The sequence below is a fragment of the Micromonospora sp. C97 genome, assembly GCF_018070385.1.
GTDB classification, from domain to species: Bacteria; Actinomycetota; Actinomycetes; order Mycobacteriales; family Micromonosporaceae; genus Micromonospora; species Micromonospora parva.
Map to the genome: position 1 here is coordinate 82337 of NZ_JAGPXU010000026.1, position 14907 is coordinate 97243.

13 protein-coding genes are annotated in these 14907 nt (G+C 69.3%); 12 read left to right on the forward strand and 1 reads right to left on the reverse strand.

Features of this window, described 5'->3' with window-relative positions; genetic code table 11:
- Nucleotides 1-23: 23 nt before the first annotated feature.
- Nucleotides 24-1070: a LacI family DNA-binding transcriptional regulator gene (locus KBX26_RS26030; RefSeq protein WP_030329071.1), complete on the reverse strand. Its 1047-nt coding sequence runs from the start codon at nucleotides 1068-1070 to the stop codon at nucleotides 24-26.
- A gap of 196 nt (nucleotides 1071-1266) precedes the next feature.
- On the opposite strand from KBX26_RS26030, the gene KBX26_RS26035 reads away from it, so the two are divergent.
- From KBX26_RS26035 to KBX26_RS26090, 12 genes are all read left to right on the forward strand, one after another.
- Nucleotides 1267-2514 carry a maltose ABC transporter substrate-binding protein gene (locus KBX26_RS26035; protein WP_030329069.1) on the forward strand — a complete coding sequence of 416 codons (1248 nt, stop codon included), beginning with the start codon at nucleotides 1267-1269 and terminating at the stop codon, nucleotides 2512-2514.
- A complete protein-coding gene (locus KBX26_RS26040; RefSeq protein ID WP_030329066.1) occupies nucleotides 2514-4151 on the forward strand; it encodes an ABC transporter permease subunit in 1638 nt (545 codons plus the stop codon). The genes KBX26_RS26035 and KBX26_RS26040 overlap by 1 nt, the downstream gene beginning before the upstream one ends.
- Entirely contained in the window at nucleotides 4148-5035 is an 888-nt protein-coding gene (locus KBX26_RS26045) for a sugar ABC transporter permease (protein WP_210866618.1), read from the forward strand. The genes KBX26_RS26040 and KBX26_RS26045 overlap by 4 nt, the downstream gene beginning before the upstream one ends.
- Before the next feature lie 167 nt (nucleotides 5036-5202).
- Nucleotides 5203-5925 (forward strand): glycosyltransferase family 2 protein, encoded by a 723-nt coding sequence (locus KBX26_RS26050; RefSeq protein ID WP_030329062.1) that lies wholly within the window; start codon nucleotides 5203-5205, stop codon nucleotides 5923-5925.
- The gene (locus KBX26_RS26055) at nucleotides 5922-6332 is read left to right on the forward strand and encodes a hypothetical protein (RefSeq protein ID WP_210866619.1); all 411 of its coding nucleotides are present in this window, start codon (nucleotides 5922-5924) and stop codon (nucleotides 6330-6332) included. Before KBX26_RS26050 ends, KBX26_RS26055 begins: the two co-directional genes overlap by 4 nt.
- 4 nt (nucleotides 6333-6336) lie before the next feature.
- Nucleotides 6337-7707 (forward strand): hypothetical protein, encoded by a 1371-nt coding sequence (locus tag KBX26_RS26060; protein WP_210866620.1) that lies wholly within the window; start codon nucleotides 6337-6339, stop codon nucleotides 7705-7707.
- 69 nt (nucleotides 7708-7776) lie between these two features.
- The gene (locus KBX26_RS26065; RefSeq protein ID WP_210857649.1) at nucleotides 7777-8118 is read left to right on the forward strand and encodes a hypothetical protein; all 342 of its coding nucleotides are present in this window, start codon (nucleotides 7777-7779) and stop codon (nucleotides 8116-8118) included.
- Between the two features lie 278 nt (nucleotides 8119-8396).
- Complete coding sequence (locus KBX26_RS26070) at nucleotides 8397-9464, forward strand: BMP family protein (protein ID WP_210857658.1); 1068 nt, start codon at nucleotides 8397-8399, stop codon at nucleotides 9462-9464.
- Between the two features lie 249 nt (nucleotides 9465-9713).
- Nucleotides 9714-11261, forward strand: a complete 1548-nt coding sequence (locus tag KBX26_RS26075) for an ABC transporter ATP-binding protein (protein ID WP_307857910.1) — start codon at nucleotides 9714-9716, stop codon at nucleotides 11259-11261.
- A gap of 156 nt (nucleotides 11262-11417) precedes the next feature.
- Nucleotides 11418-12788 carry an ABC transporter permease gene (locus tag KBX26_RS26080; RefSeq protein ID WP_210857648.1) on the forward strand — a complete coding sequence of 457 codons (1371 nt, stop codon included), beginning with the start codon at nucleotides 11418-11420 and terminating at the stop codon, nucleotides 12786-12788.
- 3 nt (nucleotides 12789-12791) lie between these two features.
- Nucleotides 12792-14072: an ABC transporter permease gene (locus KBX26_RS26085; RefSeq protein ID WP_030329048.1), complete on the forward strand. Its 1281-nt coding sequence runs from the start codon at nucleotides 12792-12794 to the stop codon at nucleotides 14070-14072.
- 86 nt (nucleotides 14073-14158) lie between these two features.
- A complete protein-coding gene (locus tag KBX26_RS26090) occupies nucleotides 14159-14863 on the forward strand; it encodes a cytidine deaminase (protein WP_030329045.1) in 705 nt (234 codons plus the stop codon).
- Nucleotides 14864-14907: the final 44 nt, after the last annotated feature.

Consider the following 14907-nt stretch of genomic DNA (forward strand, 5'->3'; position numbering starts at 1 on the left):
ATGCCGGCCGGCCGCTGCAAGAGTCAAGCAGATCTTGCGTAAGAAAGGCGTGCGGAACTCGGTGCGACAGCCGTGGAGCCGCGGACCACCAGCTCCGGGCGGAACAGGTACTCCGAATGCGGGGCGCCGTGCCCGTTGATCTCGTCCACCAGTGCCCGGACGGCGGCCACCGCCATCGCGGTGACCGGCTGCCGCATGGTGGTCAGCGGCGGGTCGGTGAAGGCCATCAGCGGTGAGTCGTCGTAACCCACCACGGAGAGGCCGTCGGGCACGTTGAGGCCGCGTTGGCGGGCGGCCCGGACCGCGCCGAGCGCCATCAGGTCGGAGCCGCAGACCACACCGGTGACGCCGCGGTCCAGCAGTCGCCCGGCCGCCGCCTCGCCACCCTCCACTCCGAACAGTGACAGCTCGGCGAGTGGGCCCAGGTCGGCTTCGGCGACGCCGGCCAGTCGGGTCATCGCGGATCGCCAGCCGGCGACCTTGCGCTGCACCGGGACGAACCGGTCCGGGCCGGTGATCAGGCCGATCCTCCGATGTCCGAGCGCGACCAGGTGGGCGACGGCGAGTTCGGCCGCCTCCCGGTCGTCGCAGGACACGAAGGGTGCGCCGATGCCGGGCACGTACCCGTTGATCATCACGACCGGCAACGGCCGGGCGAGCAGCGCCCGGTAGCGGTCGTGGTTGGCGGCGGTGTCGGCGTGCAGGCCGGAGACGAAGACGATCCCGGAGACCTGCCGGTCCAGCAGCATCTCCACGTACTCGTCCTCGGTCACCCCGCCGGCGGTCTGGGTGCAGAGCACCGGGGTGAACCCGCTCTGCGCCAGGGTCGACTCGATGACCTGGGCGAAGGCGGGGAAGATCGGGTTGTCCAGCTCCGGTACCACCAGGCCGACCAGGCCGGCGCTGCGCTTACGCAGTCGGGCCGGGCGCTCGTATCCGAGCACGTCGAGGGCGGTGAGGACGGCCTGGCGGGTCTCCGCTGCCACGCCGGGGCGGTCGTTGAGCACCCGCGACACCGTGGCCTCGCTGACTTCGGCCTGCTGGGCGATGTCGGACAGTCGAGCGCGCATGGCGGCACTTTAGCCCACCGGCAAGTTCTTGCGGAGTGCTTTGCAAGCCCTTCCATAATCTGCAACGTCTTGCTAACGTCCCCGCAACATGCGCGAGCAGCGGCGCAACATCATGCGTCGGTTGGCAAGAACTTCCAAACTTTCCACTGGCCGGCCGCCCTCCCCCGGCGGACCCGCCATGACGACAGGAGCACCGATGCGCATCCGTACCGCGGGTGTGGTCGCCCTCTTCGCCCTGGCGCTCGCCGCCTCGGGCTGCGGTGGCGACAGCGACGAGCCGGCCGCGAAGGACACCCCCAAGGCAGCCGGCGGCAAGATGGTCATCTGGGCGGACGACAAGCGGACCGCCGCCCTCAAGCCGTTCGCCGAGAAGTTCGGCCAGGAGAACGGCGTCACCGTCGAGGTCCAGGCCGTCAGCAAGGACCTGCAGACCAACTTCGTCACCGCGTCCCAACAGGGCAGCGGGCCGGACGTCGTGGTCGGCGCACACGACTGGATCGGTAACCTGGTGCAGAACGGCGCCATCGACCCGGTGCAGCTCGCCGCCGACCAGAAGAGCGCCTTCAACGCGACAGCCGTCAAGGCGGTCACCTTCAACGGCCAGCTCTACGGCGTGCCGTACGCGCAGGAGAACCTGGCGCTGATCCGCAACACCGAGCTGGCCCCCGAGGCGCCGAAGACCATTGAGGACCTGGTCGCCAAGGGCAAGCAGCTCACGGCGTCGAAGAAGGTCACCGAGACGCTCTGCCTCCAGGTCGGCCAGAACGGCGACGCCTACCACATCTACCCGCTCTACAGCTCGGCCGGCGGATACCTCTTCGGCACCGGCGCCAACGGCGACTACGACCCGAAGGACCTGGGCGTGGGCAAGCCCGAGTCCATTGAGGCCTTCAAGAAGATCGGCGCGCTCGGCGAGAAGGGCGCGGGTGTGCTCAAGCGCTCCATCGCGGACACCAACTCGATCGCCACCTTCACCGGCAAGAAGTGCGCGTACCTGGTCTCCGGACCGTGGGCCGTGGCCGACGTCAAGAAGGCCGGCATCTCGTACGACATCTCGGCGATCCCCGGCTTCGCCGGCGGCAGGGAAGCCCAGCCGTTCGTGGGCGTGCAGGCGTTCTACGTCGCGGCCAAGGGCACCAACAAGGCGCTGGCCCAGGAGTTCGTGGCCAACTACACCACCACGCCCGAGCTGGCCGTCGCGCTGTACAACGCCGAGCCCCGGCCGCCGGCGTTGACCGCCGCCCTCGACCAGGTCAAGGGCGCCGACGCGGACCTGGCCAAGTTCCAGGAGGCGGGCAGGAACGGGCAGGTGCTCCCGGCCATTCCGGCGATGGCCGCGATCTGGGACCCGTTCGGCAAGGCCGAGGCCGCCGTCATCGGTGGAGCGGACCCGACCAGCACCATCACCGCCGCCGGCAAGACGATCTCCGGCCAGATCAAGTAATGAGTACGCCGCTGTCCGGCCCGGGGTCTGCCACGCAGGCCCCGGGCCGGGAGCCCGCCGGCTCCCCACCCCCGCGCTCCCGTGCCACACGTGACCACGCGCCGATCACCCTGACCGGACTCGCCGGCAAGGTGCTCCTGCTCGGCCTGACCGCCGGTGTCGCCGTCTGGGCGGCGTTCCCGCTCGTCGCCGCCGAGATGTGGGTCGGCCTGGCGCTGCTGGTGGCGTCCACCGCCGGGCTGTTCTACCTGTACCTCACCCGTCGGCACGTCCCCGCGAAGTACCTGGTCCCGGGAACCCTGTTCCTGATCGCCTTCCAGGTCATCCCGGTGCTCTACACCGCCAGCACCGCCTTCACCAACTTCGGGGACGGGCACCGGGGCAGCAAGGACGACGCGATCGTCGCCATCGAGTCCTCGTCGGTCACCCAGGTACCCGGATCCGCCGAGTACGCCCTGACGATCGCCACCACCGGCGACCCGGCCACCGGTGCGCTGGTCTTCCTGGTCACCGACCCGGGCACCGGCGCGGTCTCCGTCGGTGACAGCGACGGGCTGCGCCGACTCGACAGTGCCGACGTCACGGTCGCCACCGGCGGGAGGGTCACCGCCGCCGCCGGTTACACAGTGTTGAACATCGGCCAGGCCAGCTCCCGCAGCAAGGAGATCACCGACCTGGTGGTGCCCACCCCCGGTGGCGCGCTGCGCTCCAGCGGCCTGTCCCGCGCGTACGAGGGCAAGGCGGTGCGGGCGTACGACGCCGCCTGCGACTGCGTCCGCGACGCCGAGACCGGGCGGACCTGGACCGCCGACGACGAGGCGGGTGCCTTCGTCGCCGCCGACGGTGAGCGGCTGGCCCAGGGCTGGAAGGTCAACGCCGGGCTGACCAACTTCACCCGTGTGCTCACCGACAAGAACGTCTCCGGCCCCTTCCTCAGCACCCTGATCTGGAACTTCGCCTTCGCCATCGGCTCCACCGGTGGGACGTTCCTGCTCGGCATGCTGATCGCGGTCGCGCTGCACTCGGCCCGGATGCGCGGCACCAATCTCTACCGGGTGCTGCTGGTCCTGCCGTACGCCATGCCGTCGTTCGCGATGCTGCTGGCCTGGCGGGACATGTTCAACGCCGACTTCGGGCTGATCAACAACCTGTTCGGGCTGGACGTGGACTGGTTCGGTCAGGCGTGGACGGCCCGCTTCGCGGTCATCCTGGTGCAGCTCTGGCTCGGGTACCCGTACATGTTCCTGGTGGCCACCGGTGCGTTGCAGGCCATCCCGCGCGAGCTGACCGAGGCCACCTCGGTCGACGGGGCGTCACCCTGGCAGTCCTTCCGCGCGGTCACCCTGCCGCTGTTGCTGGTAGCGCTCTCGCCGCTGCTGATCTCGTCGTTCGCGTTCAACTTCAACAACTTCAACGCGATCTACCTGACCACCGACGGTGCGCCCTTCCCCGCCGACAACCCGACGAACGGCGCCACCGACCTGCTGATCACGTACACCTATCGGCTCGCCTTCGGCGGCCAGGGGGCGCAGCTCGGCTTCGCCGCCGGCATCTCGGTGTTCATCTTCGCCATCGTCGCGGTGGTCTCCGCGGTCGGCTTCCGGCGGACCCGCAAACAGGAAGAGGTGTACGCGTGACAACCCTCAACCTCAACCAGGCCGGCCGGCGGCGTGGCCGCTGGTTCGCCCAGGTCGGCTGGCGGCACCTGGTCGCCGTGCTCGCCGTGTTGTTCAGCCTGTTCCCGATCGTGTTCGTGGTGTCCGCGGCACTCAACCCGCTCGGTACGTTGTCCACCACCGAGTTGGTGCCGACCGGCGGGGTGTCGCTGGACAATGTCGGTGGGTTGTTCGAGCGGACCGCTTTCGGGAGGTGGTTCCTCAACTCGTTGCTGATCGCCGGGGTGGCGGCGTTCGCGTCGGTGTTCCTCTCGGCGCTCGCCGCGTACGCCTTCTCCCGGATGCGGTTCCGCGGCCGCCGGGTGGGGCTGCTGTCGCTGCTCCTGGTGCAGATGTTCCCGCAGTTCCTGGCGATCGTGGCGATCTACCTGATCTTCGGCACGATCACCGACCTGTGGCCGTCGATCGGTTTCAACACTCCGTGGGGTCTGCTGCTGCTCTACCTGGGTGGCGCGCTCGGGGTGAACACCTGGCTGATGAAGGGTTTCTTCGACACGTTGCCGCGGGAGTTGGACGAGTCGGCCACCATGGACGGTGCGTCGCACGCCCAGGTCTTCTTCCGGATCATGCTGCCGCTGGTGGCGCCGATCCTGGCGGTGGCCGGGCTGTTGGCCTTCATCGGCACCATCAACGAGTTCCTGATGGCCAACGTCTTCCTCACCAGTAGCGACTCCAAGACCCTGGCGGTGGGGATGTACGGCCTGTTGGAGGGCAACGAGCGCAACAACAACTTCGGCATTTTCGCGGCCGGCACCCTGCTCACCGCGATCCCGACGGTGCTGGTCTTCCAGTTTCTCCAGCGGTACATCGTCTCCGGGCTGACCTCGGGAGCCGTCAAGGGGTGAGACCGGGGGCGGTCGATCTCCGGTGGCGCGCGGTAGGGTGCTCCGGCGCCGTGCTGACGTTGCTCAGCGAGAGCGGGCCAGCGAACGTGTGGCGCTTTTGTTTCACTGGCCGCTGGTGGCCCGCCGCCCTTCATCCGCCGTCCGGTGCTGTTCCCGGGGAGACTCTCGTGCAACTGTCGATCTTGATGCCGGTCTACAACGAAGCGGAACGCGTCGGGGAGGCCCTGAAGCAGGCCCTCGCCGTGCAGTACCCGTGCGAGATCGAGATCGTGGTGGTCGACGACGGCAGCACTGACGAGACCGCCGAGATCCTCGGTCGGATGGATGACGCGCGGCTGCGGGTCGTGACCCACCCGCGCAACGCGGGCAAGGGCGCGGCGATCAGGACCGCTGTGGACAACGCCCGGGGCGAGTACATGGTGATCCTGGACGCCGACCTGGAGTACGACCCCCAGGACATCCCTCAGCTGTTGGCGCCGGTGTTGGAGGGGCAGGCGACAGTCGTCTACGGCAACCGCACCTTCGGCAGCCACAGTGCCTACAGCTTCTGGTACGTGGTCGGCAACCGCGGCGTCACCACGGCGGCGAACATTCTTTTCAATTCCTACATCGGCGATGTGGAGACGTGCTTCAAACTGATGCCGGTGGAGCTGTTCCGGTCGTTGAACATCCGGTCGCGCGGGTTCGGCATGGAGGCCGAGGTGACCGGCAAGCTGCTGCGCCGGCAGATCCGCCCCTACGACGTGCCGATCACCTATCGGGCGCGGGGCCGCGCGGAGGGCAAGAAGATCACCTGGCGGGACGGCATCGAGGCGTTGTGGATCCTGGGCCGGGAACGAGCCCGGCGTCGTCCCGGCGGCATCCCCGCCAAGACCCTCGCTGACCGATGACCAGCACGAAGCGCCGGGACCCGACCACGATCGCCCGGGTCGTCGTGGCGCTCGTCGGTGTGGGCTGCCTCCTGCTGACCGCCCAGGGCGCCGTGCAGGCCACCGGCCGTGGCGTCGCCTTCATGACCGACCGGGAACACGACCTTCCGGCCCTCCAGCATCAGGTGGATCTGGAGACGCTCTGGCAGCAGTTCGTCGAGCAGGTGCCCGCCGGCAGCCGGATCTCGCTCACCCCGGCCCGGGCGAACAAGGACCTCTGGCAACAGCGGTTGAGTGAGCTTGCCGTGCTGCGCGGATGTGTGGTCGTCCAGGCGGGTCCTCGGGACTACTGGGTGGGCGTGACCACGGTGCAGCGGAAGCGGCCGACCAGCCCGGGCGTGCGGCTGGTCGTCCGGAAGGTCGGCTGACGACATGGCTCCCACCTCGATGCTCGCCGTGCTCGCCCTCCTCGCCGCCGGTTTTCCGCTGGCCTTCGCGGTGCTGCGCAGTCCCTTCCTCGCAGTGCTCTTCGCGCCGGTGACGGCGGCGCTCCTGAGCACTGTCGCGGTGGTCCTGATGCTGGTCGTCGGCGGTCCGCTGTTGCTCTGGCTCGCGCTGGTGCTGGTCGCCGGGGCGGCCGGCGCCTGGTGGCTGTCGCGCCGCCCCGGCGAGTCGGCACCGTACGGGGGGTGGTCGCACGCCCTGCTGATCGCGCTGCCACTGCTCCCGCCGTGCTTCATGATCTTCGAGCCGGCCTTCCAGTGGGACGCCCACTCCATCTGGTGGCTGCACGCCGGCTACTTCGCCAACGGCAGCGAGTACGCGCGGGCGACGATCGGCAGCCCCGCCTTCGTCTTCTCGCACACCGACTACCCGCCGTTCGCCTCGGCGCCCGTCGCCGCCGTGTGGAGCGTCGTCGAGCCGGACTTCCGTACCGCGCAGCTCGTCGGCACGTTGGTCACCGTCTCGGCGGTCGCGATGCTGGTCTACCTGGTCCGGCGGGCGCTGAACCGGGTGTCCGCGCGGGTGGCCTGGGCGCTGGCCATCGCGGTGGGCCTGGCAACCTGGGCGAACGTCCCGTACGCAGTGACCGGTGGTCTCGCCGACGCGCTCTGGTCCACCGCCTTCGCCGGTGCGGCGGTGGCGCTGCTGCTCGGTGCGGATCCGCTGCGCCGACCCGCGGTGCCGCTGGTGCTGTTGACCGTCGCGGCGCTCAGTAAGAACGAGGGGCTGATCGCCGTCGCGGGCCTGGCCGTGCTGGTCACCGTGCGGGGCCGCGCCGACCTGCGGAGGGCGGCGCTGGTGTGGCTGCCGGTGCTGGCCGGGGGTGCCTGGGCGGTGCTGGCCCGCCTGTTGGACGCCCAGTCGGACATCACCAGCGGCACCTCGGATGCTCGGGACGCGGGGGTGGTGGAACGCTTCCAGTTCACCGTCGCGGCGTTGTGGGACGTGGTTGGTCCGCTGCTGGTGGGCGCCGCGGTGGTGGCGTTGATCGGCACCCTCTTCCTGCGGGGGCGGCGTCATGCCGCCGGGCTGGCGGCGGACGGCTGGGTGTGGGCGGCCAACGGCTACTACCTGGCGGTTCTGATCGGGACCTACCTGTCCGGCCCGAACGAGATCCAGTGGTGGCTGGCGACCTCGGTGAACCGGGTGACGCTGCCGGTGGTGCTCCTGGCTGCGGTGAGCCTTGCCGGATGGGTCGCCGTCGCGTTCGGCGGTGACAGCCGAGCCGGGTCGCAGACGGTGCTCGACCAGCCGCGCGAGCCGGCCATGTCCGGTTCCACCCCGGGAACGACCGGTTGATCGACTGATTCGCGCCTGTCGGCGGATCCCGCTACTACGATCCGTCGTTCATAGGGGAGTATGGCGAGCGTGGAAGCTCTCAGACTCATCCTCCTCTACGTCCATCTGATCGGGTTCGCCCTGCTGCTCGGCGGCTCGATCGCCCAGTACGCCAGCGGTCGGCTGCGGATCAACCAGGCCATGCTCTGGGGCGCGGTGATCCAGTTGCTGACCGGGCTGGGCCTGTCCGCGCCGCTACGCGACGGCGACGAGCCGGCGCCGGCGAAACTTGTGACGAAGTTGGTGATCGCGCTGCTGATCTTCGTCATGGTCTTCTTCTCCCGGAAGCGGGACGTGGTCAACCGTGGTCACTTCCTCGCGATCGTCGGCCTGACCCTGGTCAACGCGGCGGTAGCGGTCTTTTGGCGGTAACGTCCGGGGAGGGTGAGCGCCTCCAGGAAACGGACGTTGCGGACACCTTGGCGCTCGGCTACCAGCACGAAGAGTGACTTGCCCCACGCAAGGGTTACACCCGGGTAACAGGCGCTCAACAGTCGTGCACGATTGTCGGCCGGTGGGTGGACGCGGGCGTACGCTCCCGTCCGTAACGTGGGACAGCCGGCGGCACACCCGCAGGCCGGCTGATGGGCTGCCACCGCACAAGGCGCGGTGAGCAATGGGAAGGAGACGTCTTGCGCTCGGTGCGTGGGATGCGGATCGCCTCGATCTTCGCGGTGGGTGGGCTCGCGCTCACCGCCGCCGCTTGTGGCGAGGCGCCCAAGGATGACAACAACGCCGGCAGTGGCGCCAAGAAGTTCAGCGCCTGCATGGTGACCGACGTCGGCGGCATCGACGACAAGTCGTTCAACGCTTCGGCCTGGAAGGGCCTGCAGGAGGCCAAGGCCGCCAACGACAACATCGACATCAAGTACGTCGCGTCGAAGGCGGAGGCCGACTACGAGCCGAACCTGACGCAGTTCGTCAACCAGAAGTGCGACTTCATCCTGGCGGTCGGTGGCCTGATGGAGAACGCCACTAAGAAGATCGCGGCGGCGAACCCGAACCAGGTGTTCGGCATCGTCGACGCCAACCCGGGTGTGGACAACGTCTACCCGATGCAGTTCGACACCGCGCAGGCCGCGTTCCAGGCCGGTTACCTGGCCGCCGGAATGACCAAGTCCGGCAAGGTGGCCACCTACGGTGCGGTGCCGATCCCGCCGGTGACGATCTTCATGGACGGCTTCGTCGACGGCGTCGCGCAGTACAACAAGGCCAAGGGCAAGAACGTCCAGGCGCTGGGCTGGAACAAGGAGACCCAGAAGGGCTCCTTCTCCAACGCCTTCGACAAGCAGGACGAGGGCAAGAAGGTCTCCGACGCGCTGGTCGCCCAGGGCGCGGACATCATCATGCCGGTCGCCGGCGGCTCCGGCCTCGGCACCACCGCCGCCGCCAAGGCCTCGGGTGGCAAGTACAGCACCATCTGGGTGGACGTCGACGGCTGCGAGAGCACCCCGGACTGCTCGGCGATCATCACCACCGTGGTCAAGAACATCCCGGACGCCGTCAAGGAGGCCGTGGTGAAGGCTGCCGCCGGTGACAAGCTTCCGGCCAACCCGGGCTTCGTCGGCACCCTGGCCAACAACGGTGTCTCGATCGCCCCGTACCACGACTTCGACAGCAAGGTTCCGGCCGAGCTGAAGGCTGAGGTCGACAAGATCAAGGCTGACATCGCCGCTGGCACCATCACCGTCACCTCGAAGGCTCAGCCGACCAAGTGACAACCGCACGGCTCCTCCGGTGAGATCATCGGGGAGGTCGGCGGGGGACAGGTACGACCGATCGGCCGCTTCGGCCCTGCGGGTGACCGTGGGGTCGGAGCGGCCGATCGCGCACCACGTCAGCCGGGCCGCTCCGGCCGGGTTGACGGCAGCTAGGCTGCACCATCGCTCGCACTCCAGGAGGTTGCGCTGAGACTCGAACTGCGCGGCATCACCAAGCGGTTCGGTGATCTGGTCGCCAACGACCACATCGACCTGACGGTGGAGCCTGGAGAGATTCATGCCCTGCTCGGCGAGAACGGCGCGGGCAAGTCGACCCTGATGAACGTGCTCTACGGGCTCTACCAGCCCGACGAGGGCGAGATCCTGGTCGACGGCAAGCCGTTGAAGCTGAAGGGCCCGTCCGACGCGATCGGTGCCGGGATCGGCATGGTGCACCAGCACTTCATGCTGGTGCCGGTCTTCACCGTCACCGAGAACATCATGCTCGGCGCCGAGCAGGTCCGAGGCGGCATCGCCGGTTTCCTGGACCGGCGGCGGGCCCGGCGCGAGGTCACCGAGGTGTCCGAGCGCTACAACCTGCGGGTCGACCCGGACGCGGTGATCGAGGACCTGCCGGTCGGCATCCAGCAACGCGTCGAGATCGTCAAGGCGCTCACCCGCGACGTCGACCTGCTCATCCTGGACGAGCCGACCGCGGTGCTCACCCCCCAGGAGACCGAGGAACTGCTGACGGTGATGCGGTCCCTCAAGGCGGCCGGCAAGTCGATCGTCTTCATCACCCACAAACTTGGCGAGGTCAAGGCCATCGCCGACCGGATCACCGTGATCCGACGCGGAAAGACGGTGGGCACCGCCTCGCCGGAGGCCAGCCGGGACGAGTTGGCCGCGCTGATGGTCGGGCGCAACGTCCGGCTCACCGTCGACAAGACCCCGGCCACTCCGGGCGAGCCGGTGCTGGAGGTGTCCGGGCTCGTCGTCGACGACGACCGGCAGATCCGCGCCGTCGACGGCATCGACCTGACCGTGCGGGCGGGTGAGGTGCTCGGCGTGGCGGGCGTCCAGGGCAACGGTCAGACCGAGCTGATCGAGGCGATCATGGGCCTACGCCCGGTGCTCGGCGGCACGGTCAGCCTGGTCGGCGACCGGATCAACGGCTGGAAGCCCAAGCGGGTGCTCCGGGCGGGCGTCGGCTACGTGCCCGAGGACCGCAGCGTGGACGGCCTGGTCAAGGAGTTCAGCGTCGCGGAGAACCTGGTGCTGGACATCTACGACCGGCCGCCGTTCGGTGCCGGGCTCGCCCTCAAGCCGGACGCGATCGCCGCCTCGGCGAAGGAGCGGATCGAGCAGTTCGACGTCCGCACGTCATCGGCCGACGCGGCGGTGGGCACTCTCTCCGGCGGCAACCAGCAGAAGGTGATCGTGGCCCGGGAGCTGTCCCGGCCGCTGAAGCTCCTCATCGCCGCCCAGCCGACCCGTGGCGTCGACGTCGGGTCGATCGAGTTCATCCACAGCCAGATCATCCACGAACGGGACGTCGGCACTGCCGTCATGGTGGTCTCCAGCGAACTCGACGAGGTGATCGGGTTGGCCGACCGGATCGCGGTGATGTACCGCGGTCGCATCATCGGCATCGTCGGCCCGGACACCCCGCGTGAGGAGATCGGCCTGCTGATGGCCGGCATCACCCCGGACTCGGCGAACGAGCGCAACACGGACGCCGCGCCCGGCGACGGGCCGGCCACCGACGGGAGCCCGGCGAGCGACCCGGGCTCCGCGAGCGAGGACGAGGCATGAGCGAGCGGCAGCGAGTGAATCGGTGTTGCAGGGCGTTGGTGCCTCATGGCGTCACGCAGCGAAGCGGAGTGACGGCATGAGCGAGCGGCAGCGAGTGAATCGGTGTTGCAGGGCGTTGGTGCCTCATGGCGTCACGCAGCGAAGCGGAGTGACGGCATGAGCGACTCACCCAACCCGCAGTCCGGCTCGCCGGACAAGGAGCCGGCGAGCGAGGCGCAGGCGGCGCAGAACGCGCTCGGCAACACCGAACGGGCCGAGGTGGCGACCGAGCCGGACCGCCCGGCGGCGAAGCCGGAGCCGGGGTCGAAGCCGAGCCTGGGTCGGCTGTTCCTGGACAACCTCTGGGCGGCCAACACCTTCACGGTGACCCTGCTGTCGCTGGTGTTGGCGATCGTGGTCGGCGCGGTACTGATGATCATTTCTGATCCCGATGTGCTCTCCACGTACTCGTACATCACCTCCCGCCCGTCCGACGCGATCAACTCCAGCTGGACGCTCGTCAGCGAGGCGTACGCGAACCTGTTCAAGGGCTCGATCTTCGACCCCGAGGCGTTCTCCGGCTGGCTGGACGGCGCCAACGGCTGGCAGGCGGTGCTCGCGCCGATCTCGGAGACGCTGACCTACGCGGCGCCGCTGGTCTTCACCGGTCTGTCGGTGGCGTTGGCCTTCCGTGGCGGCCTGTTCAACATCGGCGCCCAGGGCCAGGCCACCATCGGCGTGATCATGGCGGCGCTGGCCGGCTTCTTGCTGCCGCTGCCGCCGGGCCTGCACCTGCTGGTGGCGGTGCTGGCCGGCGCGCTGGGCGGAGCGATCTGGGGTTTCATCCCCGGCATCCTCAAGGCCCGGGCCGGCGCGCACGAGGTGATCAACACGATCATGCTGAACTACGTCGCCACGTACTTCCTCACCTGGTTGATCGTGCAGAACGGCGTGCAGGACCCGACCCGTACCGACGCGATCAGCAAGGCGGTGGACACCTCCGCCCAGCTGCCCCGACTGCTCGGCGACAACCTGCGGGTGCACGCCGGCATCCTGCTCGCCGTGCTGGCCACCTGGGCGGTCGCCTGGCTGCTCAACCGCTCGACGCTCGGCTTCGAGCTGCGTGCGGTCGGTGCCAACCCGGACGCCGCCCGGACCGCCGGCATCAGCGTCACCCGGACGTACATCCTGATCATGGTCTTTGCCGGCATCCTGGCCGGCCTCGGCGGCTCGAACATGGTGCTCGGCTCGACCGCCAGCGCGTTGACCCCGCTGGTGGTCGCGCAGATCGGCTTCGACGGCATCCTGGTGGCGCTGCTCGGGCGGGTGAAGCCCTGGGGGGTGTTGCTCGCCGCGCTGCTGTTCGGGGCGCTGCAGGCCGGTGGTAACCGGATGCAGTCGTACTCCGGGATCTCGCTGGAGCTGGTGACGGTGCTCCAGGCGCTGATCGTCATCTTCATCGCCGCGCCGGCCCTGGTGAAGGCGATCTTCCAGCTCCGGGCCGCCCGCGCCGCCCGGTTGCAGACGAGCCTGGCGAAGGGCTGGTAACTGATGTCCACCATGGCTGTCCCCGACATCGCCGTCGCCCCGGTAGACGAGGGCTTCTGGACCCGCAGCCGCAAGGTCGGCCTCACGCTGCTGGGGCTCGGTCTGCTGTCCGCGGTGCTCTTCGGCGCGCTCGCCACCGACCAGCAGGCCCGGTTCACCCTCAGCGACGACGCGGCCGGCGCCGCGTTGGAGATCAACGGCACGATCGGGGCGATCCTGTTCGGGATCATCGCGATCGCCGCCGGTGCGGCGCTCCTCGCCGGGGTGCCGAAGCGGTGGTTCCTTCCCGTGCTCGCCGTCGGGCTGGTCGGTTTCGTGCTGTCGTTCCTCTGCTGGCAGATCTCCGCCGCACCGACCGGGCAGAACTTCATGCCGCTGGTCAACATCATCCGGGGCACCTTCATCCTGGCCCTGCCGTTGATCTTTGGCGCGCTCGCCGGTGTGCTCTGCGAACGCTCCGGCGTGGTCAACGTGGCGATCGAGGGTCAGCTGCTGATGGGCGCGTTCAGCGGCGCCCTCTTCGGCAGCATCTCCGGCAGCGTCTGGGTGGGCCTGGTCGCCGCCGCCATCGGCGGCGCGTTCATCTCGCTGCTGCTCGCCGTCTTCGCCATCCGTTACCTGGTCGACCAGGTCGTCATGGGCATCGTGCTGAACCTGTTGGCGGTCGGCGTCACCGGCTTCCTCTACGAGCGGCTGATGCAGACCGACGCCGCGAGGTACAACAGCGCGCCCCGCTTCAGCAACTGGGAGATCCCGCTGCTGAAGGACATCCCGGTGCTCGGGCCGGCGTTGTTCCGCGGCAACATCTTCCTCTACCTCGGGCTGCTCCTGGTCCTGGTGATCCACATCGCGTTGTTCCGCACCCGGTGGGGGCTGCGTACCCGGTCCGTCGGCGAGCACCCGATCGCGGCCGACACGCTCGGCGTCAAGGTGCTGCGGGTGCGCTACCGCAACGTCCTGCTGGCCGGTGTGGTCGCCGGCATCGGCGGCGCGTCCTACACGCTGGCGCTCTACTCGTTCACCAAGAACATGATCGGTGGTAAGGGCTTCATCGCCCTGGCCGCGCTGATCTTCGGCCGGTGGAACCCGACCGGCGCGCTGCTCGCCGCCCTCTTCTTCGGGTTCGCCGACCAGCTCGCCACCTACCTGGGCGCGATCAGCAGCTCGATCCCCAGCCAGTTCCTGGCCATGCTGCCCTACCTGGCGACCATCCTGGCCGTCGCCGGGCTGGTTGGCCGGGTCCGGGCACCGGCCGCCGACGGCAAGCCGTACATCAAGGGCTGACCACCATCACCACAGACCGCTGCGGGCAGGGCCGGGGACCCGGCCCTGCCCGCTTCTGACCTGGGCTACTTCGGCAGAATGATGACATGACCGACATTGACTGGGCGCAGTTGCGCGCTGCCGCCACCGAAGCGATGCGGCACGCGTACGCGCCGTACTCGACGTTCCCGGTCGGCGCCGCCGCGCTGGTCGACGACGGCCGGGTGGTGGTCGGCTGCAACGTGGAGAACGCCGCGTACGGGGTGACGCTCTGCGCCGAGTGCGGGGTCGTGTCCAGCCTGCACGCCACCGGTGGCGGTCGGCTCGTCGCGCTCTCCTGCGTCGACGCGACCGGCGAGCCGTTGATGCCGTGCGGCCGGTGCCGGCAGCTGCTCTGGGAGCACGGCGGGCCGGAGTGCCTGATCGAGAGCAAGACCCGGCCACTGCGGATGGCCGAGCTGCTGCCGCACGCCTTCGGCGTGGAGGACCTGGAGGCCGTCACCGGTGAGACGCCGGTGCCGGTGGTCCCGGAGCGGCTCGCTGCCTGGCGCGGGCGCGGCACCGTCTTCGTGCACCCGGACATGTCCGCTGGTCAGCAGGTCTGGACGGCGTACTGGGAGCGGTCGGCCGGAGACGACGCCGGTGCCGAGACCGGGGTGCTGGAGGAAGCGCCGAGCTGGGACCAGCCGGCCGAGGCGATCACCTGGGGTCTGGCCCGGACGCCCCGGGTGGTGGTGGTCGACGAGACCGGCACGATCTTCTGGGCTGGTGAGGGTGAGCCGCCTGTGGAGATCCCGGTGCGGTGGTCTTGAGTGTTGCGGTTGGGGGCGGGGGCCGACCGTGCCCGGCTCCGGGC